Source organism: Cellulomonas hominis (assembly GCF_014201095.1).
In the GTDB taxonomy this organism is placed as follows: Bacteria; Actinomycetota; Actinomycetes; order Actinomycetales; family Cellulomonadaceae; genus Cellulomonas; species Cellulomonas hominis.
On sequence record NZ_JACHDN010000001.1, the window covers coordinates 2,149,586 to 2,169,067 of the forward strand.

General features: G+C 71.0%; 18 protein-coding genes, 2 pseudogenes and 1 other annotated feature. Of the genes and pseudogenes, 12 read left to right on the forward strand and 8 right to left on the reverse strand.

The window, feature by feature from the left end; genetic code table 11:
* Nucleotides 1–168: 168 nt before the first annotated feature.
* A complete protein-coding gene (locus HNR08_RS10070; RefSeq protein WP_168431990.1) occupies nucleotides 169–1,512 on the forward strand; it encodes a multicopper oxidase family protein in 1,344 nt (447 codons plus the stop codon).
* The gene (locus HNR08_RS22680) at nucleotides 1,509–1,991 is read left to right on the forward strand and encodes a DUF2752 domain-containing protein (RefSeq protein ID WP_146840673.1); all 483 of its coding nucleotides are present in this window, start codon (nucleotides 1,509–1,511) and stop codon (nucleotides 1,989–1,991) included. The genes HNR08_RS10070 and HNR08_RS22680 overlap by 4 nt, the downstream gene beginning before the upstream one ends.
* Nucleotides 1,992–2,188: 197 nt before the next feature.
* Here HNR08_RS22680 and HNR08_RS21285 read toward each other — a convergent pair whose 3' ends face one another.
* Complete coding sequence (locus HNR08_RS21285; protein WP_221286340.1) at nucleotides 2,189–2,443, reverse strand: hypothetical protein; 255 nt, start codon at nucleotides 2,441–2,443, stop codon at nucleotides 2,189–2,191.
* Nucleotides 2,444–2,519: 76 nt separating this feature from the next.
* Between HNR08_RS21285 and HNR08_RS10080 the strand changes: the two genes are divergently transcribed.
* Both HNR08_RS10080 and HNR08_RS10085 read left to right on the forward strand, forming a co-directional pair.
* Nucleotides 2,520–3,542: a Mu transposase domain-containing protein gene (locus tag HNR08_RS10080; RefSeq protein WP_221286341.1), complete on the forward strand. Its 1,023-nt coding sequence runs from the start codon at nucleotides 2,520–2,522 to the stop codon at nucleotides 3,540–3,542.
* A pseudogene (locus HNR08_RS10085) lies at nucleotides 3,539–4,084 on the forward strand (ATP-binding protein); the annotation flags it as partial. The gene HNR08_RS10080 and the pseudogene HNR08_RS10085, both read left to right, overlap by 4 nt.
* 294 nt (nucleotides 4,085–4,378) lie before the next feature.
* On the opposite strand, the gene HNR08_RS10090 reads toward HNR08_RS10085, so the two are convergent.
* Both HNR08_RS10090 and HNR08_RS10095 read right to left on the reverse strand, forming a co-directional pair.
* Entirely contained in the window at nucleotides 4,379–6,322 is a 1,944-nt protein-coding gene (locus HNR08_RS10090; protein WP_146840671.1) for a heavy metal translocating P-type ATPase, read from the reverse strand.
* Entirely contained in the window at nucleotides 6,319–6,693 is a 375-nt protein-coding gene (locus HNR08_RS10095; protein ID WP_146840670.1) for an ArsR/SmtB family transcription factor, read from the reverse strand. The genes HNR08_RS10090 and HNR08_RS10095 overlap by 4 nt, the downstream gene beginning before the upstream one ends.
* Nucleotides 6,694–7,243: 550 nt before the next feature.
* Here HNR08_RS10095 and HNR08_RS10100 point away from each other — a divergent pair.
* Together HNR08_RS10100 and HNR08_RS10105 are read left to right on the forward strand one after the other, a co-directional pair.
* Nucleotides 7,244–9,391, forward strand: coding sequence for a heavy metal translocating P-type ATPase (locus tag HNR08_RS10100; protein WP_146840669.1), 2,148 nt, complete (start codon nucleotides 7,244–7,246; stop codon nucleotides 9,389–9,391).
* Nucleotides 9,392–9,682: 291 nt separating this feature from the next.
* Nucleotides 9,683–10,057, forward strand: coding sequence for a flagellar basal body-associated FliL family protein (locus HNR08_RS10105; protein WP_168432306.1), 375 nt, complete (start codon nucleotides 9,683–9,685; stop codon nucleotides 10,055–10,057).
* Between the two features lie 144 nt (nucleotides 10,058–10,201).
* On the opposite strand, the gene HNR08_RS10110 is transcribed toward HNR08_RS10105, so the two are convergent.
* A protein-coding gene (locus HNR08_RS10110) for an IS3 family transposase (protein ID WP_183834765.1) occupies nucleotides 10,202–11,463 on the reverse strand; the annotation gives its coding sequence in 2 pieces (ribosomal slippage) (nucleotides 10,202–11,115 and nucleotides 11,115–11,463; 1,263 coding nt in all).
* A gap of 466 nt (nucleotides 11,464–11,929) precedes the next feature.
* Between HNR08_RS10110 and HNR08_RS10115 the strand changes: the two genes are divergently transcribed.
* Nucleotides 11,930–13,164 (forward strand): IS3 family transposase gene (locus HNR08_RS10115; protein WP_246803303.1). Its coding sequence is split into 2 segments (ribosomal slippage): nucleotides 11,930–12,209 and nucleotides 12,209–13,164, totalling 1,236 coding nucleotides; the frame shifts between segments, so codons are not numbered across the junction.
* Nucleotides 12,208–12,321, forward strand: a sequence feature (AL1L pseudoknot). Its footprint overlaps the gene before it by 114 nt.
* On the opposite strand, the gene HNR08_RS10120 is transcribed toward HNR08_RS10115, so the two are convergent.
* A protein-coding gene (locus tag HNR08_RS10120; protein WP_183834765.1) for an IS3 family transposase occupies nucleotides 13,122–14,383 on the reverse strand; the annotation gives its coding sequence in 2 pieces (ribosomal slippage) (nucleotides 13,122–14,035 and nucleotides 14,035–14,383; 1,263 coding nt in all). The two genes, HNR08_RS10115 and HNR08_RS10120, sit on opposite strands and share 43 nt — an antisense overlap.
* 216 nt (nucleotides 14,384–14,599) lie before the next feature.
* Here HNR08_RS10120 and HNR08_RS10125 point away from each other — a divergent pair.
* The 5 genes from HNR08_RS10125 to HNR08_RS10145 all read left to right on the forward strand — a co-directional run bounded on the left by HNR08_RS10125 (nucleotide 14,600) and on the right by HNR08_RS10145 (nucleotide 16,769).
* The gene (locus HNR08_RS10125; RefSeq protein WP_146840912.1) at nucleotides 14,600–14,842 is read left to right on the forward strand and encodes a hypothetical protein; all 243 of its coding nucleotides are present in this window, start codon (nucleotides 14,600–14,602) and stop codon (nucleotides 14,840–14,842) included.
* A gap of 89 nt (nucleotides 14,843–14,931) precedes the next feature.
* Nucleotides 14,932–15,165, forward strand: a complete 234-nt coding sequence (locus tag HNR08_RS10130) for a ribbon-helix-helix protein, CopG family (protein ID WP_146840911.1) — start codon at nucleotides 14,932–14,934, stop codon at nucleotides 15,163–15,165.
* Nucleotides 15,155–15,472, forward strand: a complete 318-nt coding sequence (locus HNR08_RS10135; protein WP_146840910.1) for a type II toxin-antitoxin system PemK/MazF family toxin — start codon at nucleotides 15,155–15,157, stop codon at nucleotides 15,470–15,472. Before HNR08_RS10130 ends, HNR08_RS10135 begins: the two co-directional genes overlap by 11 nt.
* 200 nt (nucleotides 15,473–15,672) lie before the next feature.
* Nucleotides 15,673–15,999, forward strand: a complete 327-nt coding sequence (locus HNR08_RS10140; RefSeq protein ID WP_146840909.1) for a hypothetical protein — start codon at nucleotides 15,673–15,675, stop codon at nucleotides 15,997–15,999.
* Entirely contained in the window at nucleotides 15,927–16,769 is an 843-nt protein-coding gene (locus HNR08_RS10145; RefSeq protein WP_338075800.1) for a GAF domain-containing protein, read from the forward strand. The genes HNR08_RS10140 and HNR08_RS10145 overlap by 73 nt, the downstream gene beginning before the upstream one ends.
* A gap of 17 nt (nucleotides 16,770–16,786) precedes the next feature.
* Here the strand turns inward: HNR08_RS10145 and HNR08_RS10150 are convergent, their stop codons facing one another.
* From HNR08_RS10150 to HNR08_RS10160, 3 genes and pseudogenes are all read right to left on the reverse strand, one after another.
* Nucleotides 16,787–17,839: an IS110 family RNA-guided transposase gene (locus tag HNR08_RS10150; protein WP_183834773.1), complete on the reverse strand. Its 1,053-nt coding sequence runs from the start codon at nucleotides 17,837–17,839 to the stop codon at nucleotides 16,787–16,789.
* Nucleotides 17,840–18,061: 222 nt separating this feature from the next.
* Nucleotides 18,062–18,319, reverse strand: coding sequence for an ANTAR domain-containing protein (locus tag HNR08_RS10155; RefSeq protein ID WP_183834988.1), 258 nt, complete (start codon nucleotides 18,317–18,319; stop codon nucleotides 18,062–18,064).
* Nucleotides 18,316–19,475 (reverse strand): annotated as a pseudogene (locus tag HNR08_RS10160) (IS3 family transposase). Before HNR08_RS10160 ends, HNR08_RS10155 begins: the two are co-directional and overlap by 4 nt.
* Nucleotides 19,476–19,482: the final 7 nt, after the last annotated feature.

Below are 19,482 nucleotides of genomic sequence, written 5' to 3' on the forward strand. Positions count from 1 at the left end.
CAGCGAAACTTCATCGAAGCCAGTGCAGCAGCTTGATCCGCCGAGGGGAACGTGGAGGCAGATCACGGTTCCAGGGCGCCCCTGGGGTCGACGGCATGAGGAGTCACCACGAGTATGATCCACCGCCGTCCCGTCGCCGTCGCCGCAACGGCCGCCGTCGTCCTGACCGTGGGTGCTGCCGCGTTCGCGGTCGCGCGTGCGCTGGATCCCGCCGCGCACGTCGCGGTCCAGAAGAGCATCACGCTTCCCGAGGTGGACCGGTACGACATCACCCAGGCGACCATGCAGGGGATCGCCGACCTCGACATCACAACAGCGGAGATGGAGGTGGGCGGTCGGACCATCGAGCGGTATCTCTACGCCGACTCCGCAAGCGAGGACGTGCACGGCGCTGGCGTGCCGATCGTCGTCGACGTGGGCCAGCGGCTGCAGATCGACGTCAGGAACTCCACCGACACCGCGACCAACATCCACTGGCACGGGATGAGCGTGCCGAACGACCAGGACGGTCCAGGCATCCTCATCGAACCTGGACAGGAGCATCGGTACGAGTTCACCGCAGCCCGCGCAGGAACGTACTGGTACCACTCGCACGAACGCCCCGTGCGCGACCAGGTCGATCGCGGCATGTATGCACCGTTCATCGTCCGCGAACCCGCGGACGCGCGCTACGACCTCGACCAGGTCCTCGTGCTGGACGACTGGGTCGTGGATCGGACTACCGGTCACATGGAGGTCGTCGGCGACGTCGACACCGTCAATGGTCGCACCGGCGACGACATCGAGCCGATCAGCATCACCGCCGGGCAGATCGCGAAGCTCCGGCTGGTGAACGCCTCGACCGCCAAGACCCAGAACCTGACGTTCCCGCTCGACGTGCGCGTCACCCACACCGACGGCGCACCCCTCGTCGAGCCCTACAGCACCCGCCGGCTCAGCATCGCCCCGGGCGAGCGCTACGACGTCGAGCTCGCCCCGGTCGGCGACCTGAGCTCGGGCTTGTCGATCACCAACGAGCGCGACAACGGAATGACCATCCCCGTCCACTACACCGCCTCGGATGCCCCCGCGGCTGTCTCGCCCTTCATCCCTCCCGCACCCAGCGCCCTCGCCCCCGACCTGGTGAGCCGCGAACCGGACATCGAGATGGTGCTCGCCGACGCGATGGCGATGTCCGGCGGCATGGGAATGGCCTGGACCATCAACGGCGACGTCTTCCCCGATGCCGAGACGTTCGACGTGCAGGTCGGTCGCACCTACGTCGTCCGCTTCCGCAACGCCGGGCGGCACCGGATGGACCACCCGATGCACGTGCACGGTGCGCACTTCCGGGTGCTGTCCACCGATGGACGGCCCCTCGAGCGGGAAGTGTGGAAGGACACCGTGACGGTGCCACCGGACAGCTACGTGGACGTCGCCGTGACCTTCGACCAGCCCGGGACCTGGATGGTCCACTGCCACATCCTGGATCACGAGGACGCCGGGATGATGACCAGCATCACGGCGACGTGAGACAGAGTGACCGGCGGCCGCAGTGGCGCCGCGTTGACACCCCGCCGGCATCGCGCTCGTGGATCACTGTCAGCCTCGACGAGCGAGACAGGTGGCCGGCGCTGGCCCCCGTCGCGGCGCTCGGCCTGGTGGCCGCAGGACTGATGGCCCGACTGGGTCTGCCGCCGGTCGACCTGCACGGGCCGTTGCACCGCTGGTGGTCGGTCATGGATCCCTTGTGCGGCGGGACGCGATCCGTGCGGCTCGCCGCGATGGGTGACTTCGCAGAGGCATGGCGATACAACCCTCTCGGCCCGATCCTGGTGACCGGAGCTGTGCTGGTTGTGCTGCGGTGGTGCGCCGGCAGCGCGACCAGCAGATGGCTCGGGCTCGACCTCACCGACCGCCGACCCGTGCGCGTTGCTGCCCGGCTCCTCGTGACACTGCTGGCCGCTCTGCTCGCGGTCCGCCAGCAGCTCAACGTCGAGCTCCTGCGGTAGCCTCCGCGCCGACTCCGCCTGGCCCAAGCCGCGACGCCCTCTGCCGGCGCGCGGTTCTCGGCTGGACGAGTACAAGAGTCTCGTCGATGGGTGGCTGCATGCAGATCTGCGCGCTCCGCGCAAGCAGCGTCACACGGCGAAGCGGATCTTCGACCGGCTGCGCATGGAGCACCACGCGGACGTGTCGTACTTCATCGTCAAGAAGTACGTCGCGGCGCGGCGTGAGGAGATCCGCGGTCGAGGAGGGTCTGGGTCCGTCGCGCGTGTTGGTGCCGCAGACGCACGTGCCCGGCGCGGAGGCCGAGGTCGACTTCGGTGACGTCACGGTCGAGCTGGCCGGCAAGCTGGTGGTCTGCTCGTTGTTCTCGTTGCGGATGTCCTTCTCCGGCAGGGCCGTGCACCAGGTCTTCACCTCCGGCGGCCAGGAGGCGTTCCTGGAAGGGCACGTCCATGCCTTCAGCGTGCTCGCCGGGCTACCGACCGGCAAGATCCGCTACGAGAACCTCAAGCCAGCTGTCGCGCGTGTGCTTGGCTTTTGCTCGCGTTCGGGCAGGGACCGAGCGGTGGACGCTGGTCCGCTCCCACTATGGTCTGGACGCGTTCTACTGCCAGCCCGGGATCGAGGGCGCGCACGAGAAGGTCGGGCTCGAGGGGCAGGTGGGCTGGTACCGCCGCAACCACTTCGTCCCCGTCCCGAAGGTCGCCTCGCTGGCGGAGCCCAACGCGATGGTTGATGCCTGGGACGTGTCCGACGATGCCCGCAGGATCGGTGGGCGTGCCCGGAGCGTCGGTGAGCTGTTCGCGATCAAGGCCCCGCTTCTGGCACCGCTGCCGGACCAGGAGTTCGAAACCGGCCGGTGGTCTCACCAGCGCGGTGACCGGCATGCCCAGGTCAACGTGCGCACGAACCGGTACTCGGGGCCGGTGCGGTTCGCCGGGCGGAAGATCTCGATCCTGCCGCGCGCCTCGGACCTGACGATCTACGACGGCCGCACCCAGATCGCCCGGCACGAACGCCTCCCTGACAAGCTGGAGTCCCGACTCGACCTGGACCACGACCTTGAAGCGCTGATCCGCAAGCCTGGCGCCCTACCGGCGCGACCGCGTTGGACACGCGCCAGCGGCAGGTTCACACCCGTGCATGACGCCTCGTGGGACGCCGCCCGCAAGGCTCACGGAGACGCCGACGGCACCCGTGCCCTGATCGACGTCCTGCTCCTGCACCGGCACATCGCTCATCAGCACGTCGTGGCCGGACTGGCCGCCGCCCTGGAGGTCGGTGCGCTGACCAACGCGGACGCGGTCGCGCTCGGGGCGCGTAAGGCGGAAGACGGCCGCCGCGCAGCGACGCCCAGCGCGATGCCGGACCGGGCGGAGCTGGCCCGGCAGGTCGCCCACTTCCTGACGGAGCGGCGGCTGCGTACCCGCCTGCCCACGACACGCGCTCGCTGCCAGACATCAGCGAGTACGACGACCTGCTACCCAGCCGGCGCCGGCACGCCCGGCCGGCGAGCGGCTGAACGGATCCCGGAGGGGCTCAGGTGGAGATGACGACGCAGACCTCGGCGACGGGCAGTGACCGGGTGCCGCGACGGCGAGGCTTGACCGAGGAGGCCACCGACGCCGCCATCGACCAGGCTTGCCGCATGATGCGCCTGCCCACGACCCGGGGCGTGTTCGAGGCGAACGCGGATGCTGCCGCCCGCGAGCAGATGACCTACCGCGGGTTCCTCGCCGAACTCCTCCTGGCGGAGTGCGACGACCGCGCCCGCCGACGATCCGAGCGCCGCATCAAGGCCGCCGCGTTCCCGCGCATCAAGACGCTGCGCGAGTTCGACTTCGACGCGAACCCGAATGTCGACCCCAGGACCAGCAACGCGCTCGCCAAGTGCGACTGGGTTCGCCGCGGCCACCCGCTGTGCCTGATCGGCGATTCCGGAACGGGCAAGTCCCACCTGCTCATCGCGCTCGGCACCGAGGTCGCGATGGCCGGGTTCCGGGTCAAATACACCCTGGCGACGAAACTCGCCAACGCGCTCGCCGAGGCCGCCGACGAGATGGTCCTGACCAAGACCTTCAGCGGCCCAGGTCGAGCTGGGCGGCCACGGTCCCGGCCGCCGCGGCGGCGAACACCGTCACGGCGATGGCCCGCGCCGCTGCTGGTGTTGCGGTGATGGTCCACGCGCCGGCCCCGGCCAGGAGCGCGCCGACGCCCACGCCGGTGAGCTCGCCGACCATCAGGGTAGGGCGATCCGCCGCACCAGGGTGCTGGTGGTGCGGCGGATGCCCGGGTCGCCGGCGGCACGGTAATGACGGATCGTGTGGACCCCGAAGGACCCAGCCGGCCCACGCGATGTAGGCGGCGAGCGTGACCTACCCGGTCGCGGTCACGGTGCGGCGGTCGCGAGGGACGGAGCCGGCGCGTGTTCGCGGGCGGAGATCGGTTGGTAGCGGCCGGCGCGCACACCATTGGCGATGACGAAGACCTCGGCGACCTCGTGGACGAGGACCACCGCGGCCAGCCCGAGCGCCCCGAACAGGGCCAGCGGGATCAGCACACCGATCAGGGCCAGGGAGAAGGCGACGTTCTGCCACATGATGGTCCGGGTGCGTCGGGCGTGGGCCAGGACCTGAGGCAGGTGGAACAGGTCGTTGCCCATGAGTGCGACGTCGGCGGTCTCGATCGCGACGTCGGTGCCCATGGCGCCCATCGCGATCCCGACGTCCGCGGTGGCCAGGGCGGGGGCGTCGTTGACGCCGTCACCGACCATCGCGACAGGGCGGGTCTCGGCGATCTGCCGGACGATCGACGCCTTGTCCTCGGGGCGCAGGTCTGCGTGCACCTCGGTGATGCCGGCCTCGGCCGCCAGGGCGGTGGCGGTGCGCTCGTTGTCGCCGGTGAGCATCGCGACCGTGTACCCCGCACGGGTCAGGGTGTGCACGACCGCGCCCGCTTCGGGGCGTAGCTCGTCACGGACCCCGATTACACCGAGCAGCGCGCCGTCGTCCTCCACCATGACAGCGGTCGCCCCCCGACCTTGGATCGCGGTGACCTCGCCGACCATGTGGCCGGGGTCGATCCATCCCGGGCGTCCGAGGCGGACCTCGCGGCCGCGGTGGGTGCCGGTGAGCCCGGCGCCCGGGTGGGCGACCACGTCGCCGACCTCGGGACGGGCCCCCGTGGCGGCGAGGATCGCGCGGGCCAGGGGGTGCTCCGAGCGTGCCTCGAGCCCGGCGGCGAGAGCCAGCAGCTCGTCACGGGAACGGCCAGGGGCCGCGACGGCGTCGACGACGGCCGGGTTGTTCGCCGTCAGGGTGCCGGTCTTGTCCAACGCGAGAGCCCGGATCTTGCCGAGCCCCTCGAGCGCGGCACCGCCCTTGACCAGGACACCGTTCTTCGATGCCGCACCGACCGCGGCGACCACGGTCACCGGCACCGAGATCGCCAGCGCACAGGGGGACGCGGCCACGAGCACGACCAGGGCCCGCTGGATCCACACCGCCGGGTCGCCGGCCAGGGACCCGATGACAGCGATGAGTGTCGCGGCGATCAAGATGCCCGGCACGAGCTTGGCCGCGATCACATCGGCGAGGCGTTGTCCTGGGCCCTTGCGGGCCTGCTCGGCCTCGACGATGTGCACGATCCGGGCCAACGAGTTGTCCTCGGCCCGCGTGGTGACCTCTACCTCGACGACGCCGGCGCCGTTGATCGACCCGGCCAGCACCGTCGCGCCGGGGCCGGCCTCGACCGGGACAGACTCGCCCGTCAACGCCGACACGTCCAGGGCGGTCGTGCCCGTACGGATCACCCCGTCGGTCGCGACCCGCTCTCCGGGGCGCACCAGCAGCACGTCACCGACCACCAGGTCGGCCGGGTCGAGCGCGACGTGCTCGCCGCCGCGCACCACGGTCGCCTCGGTGGGGACCAGGTCCATCAGCGCGCGAAGACCCCGGCGGGTGCGGGCCAGGGAGTACTCCTCGAGCCCTTCGGAGATCGAGTAGAGGATCGCGAGCATCGCCGCCTCTTCGACCTGCCCCAGGATCACCGCACCCACCGCGGCGATCGTCATCAGCGTCCCGACACCAATCTTTCCCCTGGCCAGGCGCCGGACCGTCCCCGGAACGAACGTAGTCGCTGCGACCACCAGCGCCCCCGCCTCCAGAACGAGGCCCACCCAGTGCGGTGCGGTCGTAAGCGAGACCAACCAGCCCGCACCCAAGATCACCGCGGCCAGGGCGGCGGCCTGGATCTCCCTGACCCGCCACCAGGCCACGGCCTCGTCCTCCGCGCTGGCCTCGACCTCGCCCGAGCAGCCGCACGCGTCGTTCACAGCGCCGCCTCCACCGCGTTCGCCGGGGCGTGCGTGCCGTAATTCGGGCACAGCTCCACCGCGTTCCCCGTCGCGGACAACAGCACCTCGGCCGCCGCGAGCATCTCCAACAGCTCCGGGCGTGCCAGCGCGTAGTACACCCGCCGCCCCTCCATCCGGCCCTCGACGAGCCCACAGTCGCGCAGGCACGCCACGTGCGAGGACACCGTCGACTGCGCCAACCCCAAATCTCCGGCGAGCTCGGAGACCCGCGCCTCACCTGAGGCCAACCGGCGCACGATCGCCAACCGTGCCGGGTCGCCCAGTGACCGGAACAACGCAACCCCCGCGTCCACGCCCTCCACGGACGCCACCCCACCCATGTTCGACATGCGTCGATGATAACCGATGACGGTCGAACAGTGCCCGGCGACAATGGTGAGGGCACGGATCGGCGAGCGAGGACGGACCCTGCTGGCACGTCGCCGCCAAGCCCTGCCGCCATGCCGCGGTCTGGGTGGCGGGCCGACGAGCCGGAGCAGGTGCGCTGCAGCCTCGTCGTCGCCTTGGCGCAAGACGGCCGGCAGCGCGACCCAACGGTCCAGCGGCACGCCGACAGGGGTCAGCCTCAGCCGGCGTCCAAACAACCCGTGCACCGCTCTCGAACTCGCCTCCATCGACGGCGGCACGCACCCACGCGCGCTGCTCGAACTCGGCTCCCGACGCTGCCGAGACTCACCCCCGTAGCCACCGGGTAGTGGTTCATCACTCGACCAGCGCGTACGTCCGAGCACGCGAGGTCCGTCCCCGAATCGTGCGGGCGAGGTGCGCTGCGCTCGGAACTCGACGTGGCGCCAGTGCCGCGGAATACCCTCGGGGGGTATGTGGTTTCCGTCTGCGAAGCGCCACGCCGCTGTCGGATCACGAGAGAGGACCACCGCGATGAGCCGCGAGGACCACACCGGGCACCACCCGGTCGGCGCACCGAGCACGGGCCACGACCACGCACACGGAGCGCACATCTCCGAGGGTCAGGCAGCCCACGAGCACCACCGGGGCTCCGCGACCGTGACCGAGGCCGGATCACCGCACCGCCAGGACGCGCACGGTGGCCACGACGGCCACTCCGGTCACGGCGGTCACACCGGTCATGTCGAACGGTTCCGACGTCTGTTCTGGATCATGCTCGTCCTCGCGATCCCGGTCGTCGCCGCCAGCGCCATGTTCGCCATGCTCCTGGGCTACGAGCTCCCCGACGCGACCTGGTCGACGTGGGTCTCGCCGGTGCTCGGCACGGTCATGTTCATCTGGGGCGGCGCGCCGTTCCTGACGGGCGCCGCCGAGGAGCTGCGCGCCAAGCGTCCCGGGATGATGCTGCTCGTCGCGTTGGCGATCACCGTGGCGTTCGTCGCGTCGTGGCTCGCGACCCTCGGTGTCGTCGCGCACGGGCTCGACTTCTGGTGGGAGCTCGCGCTGCTCATCGTGATCATGCTTCTCGGGCACTGGATCGAGATGCGCTCGCTGGCGCAGACGTCCTCGGCCCTCGATTCGCTGGCCGCCCTGCTGCCCGACGAGGCCGAGCGCGTCGAGGGCGACGCGGTGGTCCGGGTCGCCCCGTCCGACCTCACGCTCGACGACGTGGTGCTGGTGCGACCCGGGGCACGGGTCCCCGCAGACGGCGCGATCATCGACGGCGCCGCCGAGATGGACGAGTCGATGGTCACCGGTGAGTCCCGCACCGTGCGGCGCTCCGCCGGGGACCGGGTCGTAGCCGGCACCGTGGCCACCGACTCCGCCCTGCGGCTGCGGGTGACCGCTGTCGGAGACGACACCGCGCTCGCCGGAATCCGCAGGCTCGTGCTCGAGGCCCAGAGCTCCACCTCGCGCGCCCAGCGCCTAGCGGACACGGCAGCCGCGCTGCTGTTCTGGTTCGCCCTCGGCGCGGCCGCCGTCACCGCCGTCGTCTGGTCGATCGCCGGCCAGCCCGACGACGCGGTGATCCGCACGATCACCGTCCTGGTGATCGCCTGCCCGCACGCCCTCGGCCTGGCGATCCCGCTCGTCGTGTCCATCGCCACCGAGCGGGCCGCCCGCGGCGGCATCCTCGTCAAGGACCGCCTGGCGCTGGAGAGCATGCGCACGGTCAGCACCGTGGTCTTCGACAAGACCGGCACGCTGACGAAGGGCCAGCCGACGGTGACCGAGGTCCGCCCCGCCTCCGGTCTCGACCGGGACGAGATCCTGGCGCTGGCTGCTGCCGCCGAGGCCGACAGCGAGCACCCGCTCGCGCGGGCGATCGTCGCGGCAGCGAGCGACCTGCACGTGCCCGCGGCCGCCGACTTCACGTCGTCCCCAGCGGTGGGCGTCCGCGCCCGCGTCGGCGGCCGGACCGTCGAGGTCGGAGGCCCCAACCTGCTCCGCGAGCGAGATGTCGACGAGCTCGACGGGGTCGAGCAGTGGCGCGCCGAGGGGGCGATCATCCTGCACGTGCTCGTCGACGGCCGCCCGGCCGGTGCTCTGAAGCTCGCCGACGAGATCCGCGAGGAGTCCCGCGCCGCGATCCGGCAGCTCCGCCACCGCGGTGTTGACGTCGTGATGATCACCGGCGACGCGGAGGCCGTCGCCCGCACCGTCGCCGCCGAGATCGGGATCGACCGGGTCTTCGCCGGTGTCCGGCCCGAGGACAAGTCCGCCAGGGTCGCCGAACTCCAGCGCGAGGGAGGCACCGTGGCGATGGTCGGCGACGGCGTCAACGACGCCCCCGCCCTCGCACAGGCCGACGTCGGCATTGCGATCGGCGCCGGCACGGACGTCGCGATCGCGTCCGCCGGCGTCATCCTCGCCAGCGACGACCCCCGATCGGTCGTCTCGGTCATCGACCTGTCCGCCGCCAGCTATCGCAAGATGAAGCAGAACCTGTGGTGGGCCGCCGGGTACAACCTCATCGCCGTGCCACTCGCCGCAGGCGTGCTCGCACCCATTGGCTTCGTCATGCCGATGTCCGTCGGAGCCATCCTCATGTCCGTCTCCACGATCGTCGTGGCCCTGAACGCCCAGCTGCTACGCCGACTGGATCTGCGGCCACGGTGATCTCGGATCGGCACTGTCACGGCTGAGCAGGAGAGTCGCAACTCACCCTCCGTGTACCTCCTCAATGGCTTAGCCGGATCTTCATCGGCCGGCTCCTCACCGGCGTCCTCTCCGAGGACGATCAGGTGGCTGCACGGCAAGGCGCGCGTGCCAGCAGTGAGGAGGCGACGAATGCCTGAACAACGGATCATCGGGGCGAGCGGCAAGATCAGCGGTCAGCGCGCACCGTCGCAGGCAAGCACCGAGCCCAGTCCCGCGACCCCTCGCAAGAAGCGCCGCACACGTCGGCTCGTGGCTGTCTCTGCCGCGCTCGTCGGGGCCGGCGCGGCGTGGTTCCTGCTGCGGCCCAGTCCGGGCGCCGCCACGGACGTTTCCGAGGTCAAGCTCGGGGACGTCCAGACAATCGAGCCGATCAGTATCAACCTCGCGAACGGCCGGTACCTCAGGCTCGGACTCGGGCTGCAGCTCACGGCCGAGGTCGCCGAGGACGTGGACACCGTCAAGGCACTCGACCTCGCCATCGCCCTGTTCTCGCAACGACCCGTCGAGGAAATCGCCACACGCGACGGCCGAGACGCGCTGAAGGACGAGCTGGCCGCCCAGCTCGCGGACGTCTACCACGGAGAGGTCGTAGACGTCTACTTCAGCAACTTCGTCTACCAGTGACGTCTCCGTCCTGCACTCCTCACCGAAACTGCGGACTCCTGGTCGTTCTCGGTGCCACCGGGCCGCGTGACCATGGTGCAATTGAGGAGCGTGCCCACCATGCTCAGAGGGGCCCTACCCCCGGTTCTTGGACACGGGGTGTGATTACGCGGCGATCGGCAGCGTAGCGGCCCGGCGGGCCTCGTAGGCGGTCGGGGACAGGTAGCCGCACCAGGAGTGGCGGCGGCGGGTGTTGTAGCGGGTCAGCCAGCGGAAGACCTGCCGGCGGCAGGTTGGCTCGTCGGGCCAGCAGGCGTCGTCTTGCAGGACCTCGCGCTTGAGGGTGGCGTTGAACGACTCGGCCATCGCGTTGTCGGCCGAGGACCCGACGGCGCCCATCGACTGGGTCACGCCGAGCCTCGCGCAGACCCTGGCGTAGTCCTTCGAGCAGTAGACCGACCCGTGGTCGGAGTGGAACAGCGCCCCGGCCAGGGTGCCGCGGGTCGCGGCGGCGGCCTTGAGCGCGTCTTCGACGAGCTCGGTGCGCATGTGGTCGGCGACTGCCCACCCGACGAGCCGGCGGGAGTGGCAGTCGATGACCGTGGCGAGGTAGAGGTTCGTGCCGTCGGCGATCGGCAGGTAGGTGATGTCGCCGACGTAGCGCCGGTTCGGTGCCGGCGCGGTGAAGTCCCGCTTGAGCAGGTCGGGGTGCTTGCGGCCCGACGGCTCGGGGATCGTGGTCCGCACTCGACGCTTCTTGACGTAGCCCGCGATACCCGCCGCGCGCATCACCCGGGCGACGCGCTTGTGGTTGACCTGCTCACCGGCGGGCGCGTCGTCGTTGAGCTCGGCCGTGACCCGCGGCGCGCCGAGCGTGCTGTCCGCGGCGTGGACCTTGCGGATCCGTGCCTCGAGCCGAGCGTCCGCCGCGGCGCGCTCGGCCCGCGCCGGCGCGCCAGCCTTCCACGCGTAGTAGGACGAGCGCTCGACCTGCACGAGCTCGCACAGTCGCTTCACCGGGTAGGTGGCGGAGTTGTCGGCGACGAACTGGAAGCGACTCACCAGCGCGTCTCCCCGGCGAAATACTTCGCCGCCTGCTGCAAGATCGCCCGCTCGGTGGACAGCTTGGTCGTCTCGACCTCGAGCTCGCGGACCCGGGCCTCGAGCCGGGCGATCCGCTCCTGCGGCGACTCGCCGACAGGCGCCGTCGAGCTCGCCGCAGCGCTCTTGGACCGCAACGGGCTGGGCGTCGCCGACCCGTCGACGGCCGTCTTGGCGCCCGTGCCGTAGACCTCGAGCCAGTGGCGCAGCGTGCCGCGCACGATGCCCAGGTCCGCGGCGATCCCGCGCACCGTGGCGCCCGGAGTGGACTCGTACAAGTCGACGGCCTGACGACGGAACTCCTCGGAGTAGCTCTTCCTGGCCATGAACTGGATCATCTCGCTTCCCCAGCGCGTTGCTGGATTCAGCGTGTCCAAGAACCGGGGTCAGGCCCCGAGTCCGGCGCCGCCAGCCGCATACCAGCACCGACCCGGCATCCATATCGCCGGGACCCGGACGTCAAGGCGCGCGTCGTGATCCGAGCGGCCCGTCGCCCGAGAGCCCTTGACCGGCGGCTGGCCGTGGACGGGTGTCTGCTCGCTGGTGGGGCCTCTCCTCGTCGTCGCCGCCTTGGTCGGGTGCGTTGGGCTGGGGCCGACGGTGGTTTCGGGCGGTGGCTGCAAACGTGGAGCGAGCCCGACCCGTTCCGCCAGCGTCAGCCTCGCACCAGCCTCGTCCCGCGACCGCTCGATGAGGGCTAGAACGCTGCAACTGCTCGAGGCCTTGAACTTTCAGTCGATCTGAACCGCCCCGGGTTCCATGGAGGCTCTCAACCCACGGAGGATGAGGGTCATGGCTGCACCGAGGAAGTATCCGGACGAGCTGCGTGAGCGCGCGGTCCGGCTCGTGCTGGACGCGAAGAAGGACCCGGTGACTCGTGCGGCGGCGTGCCGGCGGATCGGTGAGCAGCTCGGGATCAATCCCGAGACGCTGCGTGGGTGGGTCAACCAGGTCGAGATCGACGCCGGTGACCGGCCTGGGACCACGACCAGCGACGCGCAGCGGCTGGCCGAGCTGGAGCGGGAGAACCGGGAGCTGAGGCGGGCGAACGCGATCTTGCGGAGCGCGTCGGCTTTCTTCGCGGCGGAGCTCGACCGCCCGTCACCCAGGTAGTCGAGTTCATCGACACCCACCGTGCCGAGTTCGGGGTCGAGCCGATCTGCGTCCAGCTGCAGGTCGCCCCGAGCACGTACTACGCCGCCAAGTCCCGCCCGCCCTCGGTGCGATCGGTGACCGACGCCGCGCTGAGCGAAGTGATCGCGGTCGAGCACGCCGCGAACTACGGCGTCTACGGGGCCAGGAAGATGTGGAAGCACCTGCACCGGCTCGGGCACACCGTCGCCCGATGCACCGTCGAGCGGCTCATGCGTGCCGGCGGCCTGCACGGGGTGGTCCGCGGCCGGTCGAAGCGCACCACGATCCCGGGCGAGGACGGGATCCGGGCAGGTGACCTGGTCAACCGGGCGTTCAGCGCGACGGCACCGAACGAGTTGTGGGTCGCGGACTTCACCTACGTCCGCACCTGGTCCGGGTTCGCCTATGTCGCGTTCGTGATCGACGTGTTCTCCCGGATGATCGTGGGCTGGAAGGCCGATACGAACATGCGCGCCGCCCTGGTCACCGACACCCTCGAGATGGCGACCTGGGCCCGCGGCCGGGCCGGGATCACGGACCTGACCGGGTTGATCCACCACAGCGATGCCGGGTCTCAGTACGTCAGCCTGGCGCTGACCGAGCGCCTCGCGGCCCTCGGGATCCGCGCGTCGATCGGGACCGTCGCGGACGCCTACGACAACGCCCTCGCCGAGTCCACGATCGGGCTGTTCAAGACCGAGCTGATCCGTCGCCGCGGCCCGTGGCGGACCCTGGACGACGTCGAGATCGCGACCCTGGAGTGGGTCGACTGGTTCAACAACCGCCGCCTGCACACCGAGCTCGGCGACATCCCAGGGCCCTACCCCCGGTTCTTGGACACGGGGTGTGATTACGCGGCGATCGGCAGCGTAGCGGCCCGGCGGGCCTCGTAGGCGGTCGGGGACAGGTAGCCGCACCAGGAGTGGCGGCGGCGGGTGTTGTAGCGGGTCAGCCAGCGGAAGACCTGCCGGCGGCAGGTTGGCTCGTCGGGCCAGCAGGCGTCGTCTTGCAGGACCTCGCGCTTGAGGGTGGCGTTGAACGACTCGGCCATCGCGTTGTCGGCCGAGGACCCGACGGCGCCCATCGACTGGGTCACGCCGAGCCTCGCGCAGACCCTGGCGTAGTCCTTCGAGCAGTAGACCGACCCGTGGTCGGAGTGGAACAGCGCCCCGGCCAGGGTGCCGCGGGTCGCGGCGGCGGCCTTGAGCGCGTCTTCGACGAGCTCGGTGCGCATGTGGTCGGCGACTGCCCACCCGACGAGCCGGCGGGAGTGGCAGTCGATGACCGTGGCGAGGTAGAGGTTCGTGCCGTCGGCGATCGGCAGGTAGGTGATGTCGCCGACGTAGCGCCGGTTCGGTGCCGGCGCGGTGAAGTCCCGCTTGAGCAGGTCGGGGTGCTTGCGGCCCGACGGCTCGGGGATCGTGGTCCGCACTCGACGCTTCTTGACGTAGCCCGCGATACCCGCCGCGCGCATCACCCGGGCGACGCGCTTGTGGTTGACCTGCTCACCGGCGGGCGCGTCGTCGTTGAGCTCGGCCGTGACCCGCGGCGCGCCGAGCGTGCTGTCCGCGGCGTGGACCTTGCGGATCCGTGCCTCGAGCCGAGCGTCCGCCGCGGCGCGCTCGGCCCGCGCCGGCGCGCCAGCCTTCCACGCGTAGTAGGACGAGCGCTCGACCTGCACGAGCTCGCACAGTCGCTTCACCGGGTAGGTGGCGGAGTTGTCGGCGACGAACTGGAAGCGACTCACCAGCGCGTCTCCCCGGCGAAATACTTCGCCGCCTGCTGCAAGATCGCCCGCTCGGTGGACAGCTTGGTCGTCTCGACCTCGAGCTCGCGGACCCGGGCCTCGAGCCGGGCGATCCGCTCCTGCGGCGACTCGCCGACAGGCGCCGTCGAGCTCGCCGCAGCGCTCTTGGACCGCAACGGGCTGGGCGTCGCCGACCCGTCGACGGCCGTCTTGGCGCCCGTGCCGTAGACCTCGAGCCAGTGGCGCAGCGTGCCGCGCACGATGCCCAGGTCCGCGGCGATCCCGCGCACCGTGGCGCCCGGAGTGGACTCGTACAAGTCGACGGCCTGACGACGGAACTCCTCGGAGTAGCTCTTCCTGGCCATGAACTGGATCATCTCGCTTCCCCAGCGCGTTGCTGGATTCAGCGTGTCCAAGAACCGGGGTCAGGCCCCCCACCCGCCGAGCACGAGATGAACCACTACCGTCAGAACCCGGCCGTCGTGACGGCCGAAACCAGAGAACCGAGCCTCCGCTGAACCCGGGGCGGTTCATACTTCGCGATCGAGCACGGCCGCCCGCCGCGCACGGTCTGGCACGTCGTGAACGTCCAGCGCGGTCTGGACCCAAGCCTGCGGGCAACCGCACTGCCGTCCGACGTCGACCTGCAGGCGCTCACCGACGCGCCAGGTGCGCTGGTCGACACCCGGGATCTGTTCCACGCCTGGCGCGCCGTCGTTGACGGCATCGCACAGCCCGACGACGTTCGCGCCGGTCTGCGCGCAGCGCTGACCAGGTGGACATGGCCCGCTCAGGGGCGAGACAGCACGAACCCCGCGCCGTAGCGCTGGCGGCCTTGGGAGCGGCGGAGACCAAACCCCGACCGCATCGCTCATCGCATTGCGTTGCGCATCGCGTGTGGGAGACTGGGTGCATGAGCCAGCTCGTCGTACGCACCGATCCCGAGACCGACCGCGCGCTGGAGCACCTGGTGGAGCTGACCGGGCGCAAGCGCTCGGAGGTCGTCCGCGAGGCCATCCGAGCCGCGGAGTACGAGGCCCTGCTCACGCTGGCCGCGCAGCAGGCCGCCGCCCTGCGTGACGACCCGCACGACCGGGCAGAGGTCGCCGCAGCCGCCGCCGACCTGGAGCCGCTGCGTGCGTGGTGACGTCTACCGGCTGCGCGCACCCAAGGCCACCCAAGGCCACGAGCAGCGCGGGCCCCGGTACGCGGTCGTGGTCCAGACCGACCGCTTCGCCCTGTCGACGCTGCTGGTCGCACCGACCTCGACGTCGGTCACCCCGACGGTGTTCCGGCCCCGCATCTCGCTGAACGGGACCACGACCTACGTCCTGGTCGAGCAGACCACCGCCGTCAACGCCGACACACGCCTCGGCGATTTCGCCGGCCGCCTCGAGCCCGGCGAACTGACGGACGTCGACGCTGCCCTGCGGCTGGTCCTCGACCTGAGGTGACCGCCTGCTCGTCGCCGGCGCGGTTCGTGCGGCCCGGCGACGAAGCCGTAAAGCTGCGAGCGTCGGAGACGGGCCGTGCACGGGAGGCCGCGCACACCAGCCCGGAGCAGACGCGTGAGTGACGTCGACCCTCTTGCGGGTTCAGGACGCGAGGGCTTGGGTGGGCGGCGGTGAAGCCGCGTCAGCGACAGGAGAACAGCGTGGACTGCACCGGCATGGGGGCGCTCGTGCGAGAGCTCGACCACCTGGCGGTCTCCCCGTTCAGTGGCACCGCACGGGTCGTCATCCTGCACGGGAGCGACGCGGAGCCCGGCCAGGTTGACTGGACCCTGGGCCTGATCGATCTCGCCGGCGAGCCGCTGGGGCACCGGCACCTGCACATGCCCGAGACGGTAGACGTCTTGGAGGTCGCGCAGCGGTACCTCGCGGAGGGTGGGCTGACCGTCGACGGCGGATGGTTGCCGAGCCCCGACCTGGTGCGGCCGCGGTACTACGGCCGGGTGCTGGCCACCTCGGGCCTGAACTAGCGCGCCAGGAGGCGTGCGCTCGCCTGGTCGCTCACCATGTAGGGGCAGCCCCGCACGTCCAGACCCGGGCGGAGCACCGAACCTGGGGGACTTCGGTCGTGCACTCTTCCGCACGCGCGCTCATCGCGCTCGCCGCCGCTGTCCGGATACAGCCGCCGAGCAGACCGCCGGCGCACCGACTCGCCCGGGCCGCGCGCGACGTGCTCCGGGCAGACGGCGTGTCCCTGTCGGTGCTGTCCCAGGACGGCCCGCGGCTCGTCGTGGACGCGACCGACCGAACAGCGCGCGAGCTCGAAGCAGCGGAGGAGATCCTCGGCGTCGGCCCTGCGCACCTTGCCGCGGAGGGCGCCGATGTCATCGTCGACCCCGCCGTCGCACCTGCCCCGTGGGCGAACCTCGCGACCGAGCTCCTTGGACGGCCACGACTGCCGTGGGTCGCGGCGGTACCCCTGCTGGCGGGCGGGCAGGCCTTCGGGGCTCTGCTTGCACACGCAGGCGGCCCTGGCCCGCTGGCGCAGCTCGGCTGGCCCCACGACATCGCCGTCGCGCTCAGCAGGCAGCTGCTGACGCTCCCGCCGCACACCTGGCTCGACATCGACGGGGGCGGAACAGCCACGAGCCGGGCGGTGGGCATGCTCATGGCCAGGCACCGCACGGACGCCAGCACCAGCCTCGCCCTGCTGCGGGCGCGAGCACTGGCTGCCGGCCAGCACCTGGATGCCACCGCGCGCCAGGTACTCGGCTCCCGGGGACCGGCCGACCCGTTCTAGGACGCTCCTATGGTTCGTCAAGCCGGGAGTGGGCCGTGTTCGAGTTGGCGGAACAGGTCGCGGGCGATGTAGCGCTTGAGGCAGCGGCGGATCTCGCGGTCGGTCTTGCCCTGGGCGCGGCGGCGGTCGATGTAGTCGCGGGTGCGCTGGTCGTAGCGGGCGCGAGACAGGGCGATGACGTGCAGCGCGCGGTTGAGCTGGCGGTCCCCGGAACGGTTCAGCCGATGCCGGATCGTCATGCCTGAGGACGCGGGGATCGGGGCGGTCCCGGCGAGCATCGCGAACGCGGCCTCGGAGCGGATCCGTCCCGGGTGGGACCAGGCGATCAGGACCTGGGCGGCGGTGAGGGCTCCGATCCCGGGCTGGGTCAGCAGGTCGGGCCGCCACGAGCGCACGATCTCACCGATCGCGGTCTCGTGGTCGCGGGCCTCGTCCTGCAGGGTCAGGACCCGGCGCGCCAGGGTCCGCAGGACGTTCGCGGTGGTCACCGTCTGACGGTCCCAGGCCGATCGGGTCCGCAACCGGGCGGCGGTCTGGACCGTCACGGTCGTGTTCGCCCCGCGCAGCACGGCGCGCAGCTCCTCTGGCGCCGCGGTGACCAGAGCGAGCAGCTGGCGCTGAGCCAGGGTCGCGGCCTCGACCCCCGAGCGGCGGGCCGCCATGAGAACGGCGAGCTCGGCGCGAGGACCGTCGTCCTTGATCCGCGCGAGGTGCTCGCGGGCCAGGGCCTCGCGTGCGGCGCGGACCGCGTCCAGGGAGTCGGACTTCGCGCCATGACGTCGGGCGGCTCGCTTCGGGCGGTCCAGCTCCACGACCTGCTCACCGGCCGACCCGAGGAACCGGGCCAGACCGGCGCCGTAGCCGCCGCCACCTTCCAACGCCCAGACCCGCGAGCCACCACGGATCGCGCCGACCCAGGTCAGCAGCTCGCCATAGCCACCCGGATCGGTGCTGACGGTCAACTCGCTGAGCGTGCCGCCAGTGGTCGCGTCCACGACCGCGGCGGTGTGGGTGTGCTTGTGGGTGTCGACCCCGATGACGAGATCGACGCGTTCAGCCAGACTGGTCACCGCGTACTCCTTCGAACCGGAGGAACGTGAGGTTCCGGTCCGGCTGGAGATCGGCAGGACTGTGACGGGACACGCCCGCGTCCACGGGCGGTCAAGCTCCTGATCAGGCCAGCAACTCCGGTCGGGCCGGGGCCGGCAGGCACGCGCGGACAAGTCCGCTCGAAGGCACGAAGCCAGTCAGACGTAGAGTCACGCGCGCACCCACCAAACACAGCCCACCGCTCAGCGAGCCGCAGGCACAAGCCTCACAGTCAGACGTGCGCGCACCGTGCACGCGACCTCATACACCGTTACGTCCCGTCGAACCGACTCCACCACCAGCTCGTGAAGCGCGGACAGCCGGTCCCGGCCCTCACGCTCCATGAGGAGCCCGACGGCCTGGTTCACCGCGTCGTGACGCATCAGCTCATCGCGCAGCGCACGCAACCTCTCGGGCGGAGCCTGACCCGGTTTCCCGGACAGTTGCGGTGTGGTGATCATGCCGCCGCGGTGGCGGCGGTGTGTAGGTCCTCGAAGTCGTTCGGGGACCGGTAGCCGAGGCCGGAGTGGCGTCGGACGGGGTTGTAGAAGCCCTCGATCCACTCGAAGATCGCCGAGGCGAGCTCCTCGCGGGAGGACCAGGCGTGGCGGTCGAGCAGCTCGCGCTGCATGCTCGACCAGAAGCTCTCCATCATGGTGTTGTCGACCGAGGACGCGACTCGGCCCATCGAGCCGAGCAGGCCGGCCTCGCGCAGCCGGTGCCCGAAGATCCACGACGTGTACTGGCTTCCGCGGTCCGCGTGCACGATCGCACCTGGTGCGGGGTGGCGCCGCCAGATCGCCATCTGCAGGGCGTCGACGACCAGCTCCGAGCGCATGTGGTCCGCGATGGACCACCCGACGATCTTGCGGGTGAACACGTCCAGGACCGCGGCGCAGTAGACCTTCCCGGTGCCCGTGGGGTGCTCGGTGATGTCGGTGCACCACAATCGGTCCGGGCCGTTGGCGGTGAACCGCCGCTGGACGAGGTCGTCGTGCGGTGCTGGCAGCGGTCGTTGCCCGCAGCGTTTGCGCCGGTGGCAGACCCCTATCAACCCGGCCGCGCGCATCAGCCTCGCGACGCGTTTGCGTCCGCAGGCGACCCCGAGCCCGAGACGCAGCTCGGCATGGACTCGCGGGGCGCCGTAGGTCGCCCGCGAGCCGTGATGGATCGCCGTGATCGTCGCGGTCAGCGCCTGGTCGGCGATCGCGCGGGTGCTCGGCGGTCGGTTCATGGCGTCGTAGAGCCCGGAGCGGGAGATCCCGAGGACCCGGCAGGTCGCCGCGACGGGCACCCCGTCAGCGGCCAGCTCTTGGACCAGCCGGGCGCTCATTTTGGGAGGACGTTCTCCCGGGCGAAGTACGCCGAGGCCCGCTTGAGGATCTCGACCTCCATCTCCAGCACCCGGTTGCGGCGCCGCAGCTCGACCAGCTCGCGGCGCTCGTCGGAGCTCACGCCCTCACGGCGACCGGCATCGACGTCGTCCTGGGCCATCCACCGGCGCAGACACGACTCGCTGATCCCGAGATCGGACGCGACCTTCGCGACCGGCTGCCGACCCGAGCGGGCCAGATCCACTGCTCGACGCCGGAACTCCGGCGGCTTGGCTGCAGGCATCCAGGAC

What these genes read in the sequence shown, in the direction of transcription:
- HNR08_RS10095 (WP_146840670.1), bottom strand. Translation starts at nt 6,693, where the DNA reads ATGTCGAACATGGGTGGGGTGGCGTCCGTGGAGGGCGTGGACGCGGGG.
- HNR08_RS10130 (WP_146840911.1), top strand. Translation starts at nt 14,932, where the DNA reads ATGAGCCAGCTCGTCGTACGCACCGATCCCGAGACCGACCGCGCGCTG.
- HNR08_RS21285 (WP_221286340.1), bottom strand. Translation starts at nt 2,443, where the DNA reads ATGGACGTGCCCTTCCAGGAACGCCTCCTGGCCGCCGGAGGTGAAGAC.
- HNR08_RS10145 (WP_338075800.1), top strand. Translation starts at nt 15,927, where the DNA reads ATGGTTGCCGAGCCCCGACCTGGTGCGGCCGCGGTACTACGGCCGGGT.
- HNR08_RS10100 (WP_146840669.1), top strand. Translation starts at nt 7,244, where the DNA reads ATGAGCCGCGAGGACCACACCGGGCACCACCCGGTCGGCGCACCGAGC.
- HNR08_RS10155 (WP_183834988.1), bottom strand. Translation starts at nt 18,319, where the DNA reads ATGATCACCACACCGCAACTGTCCGGGAAACCGGGTCAGGCTCCGCCC.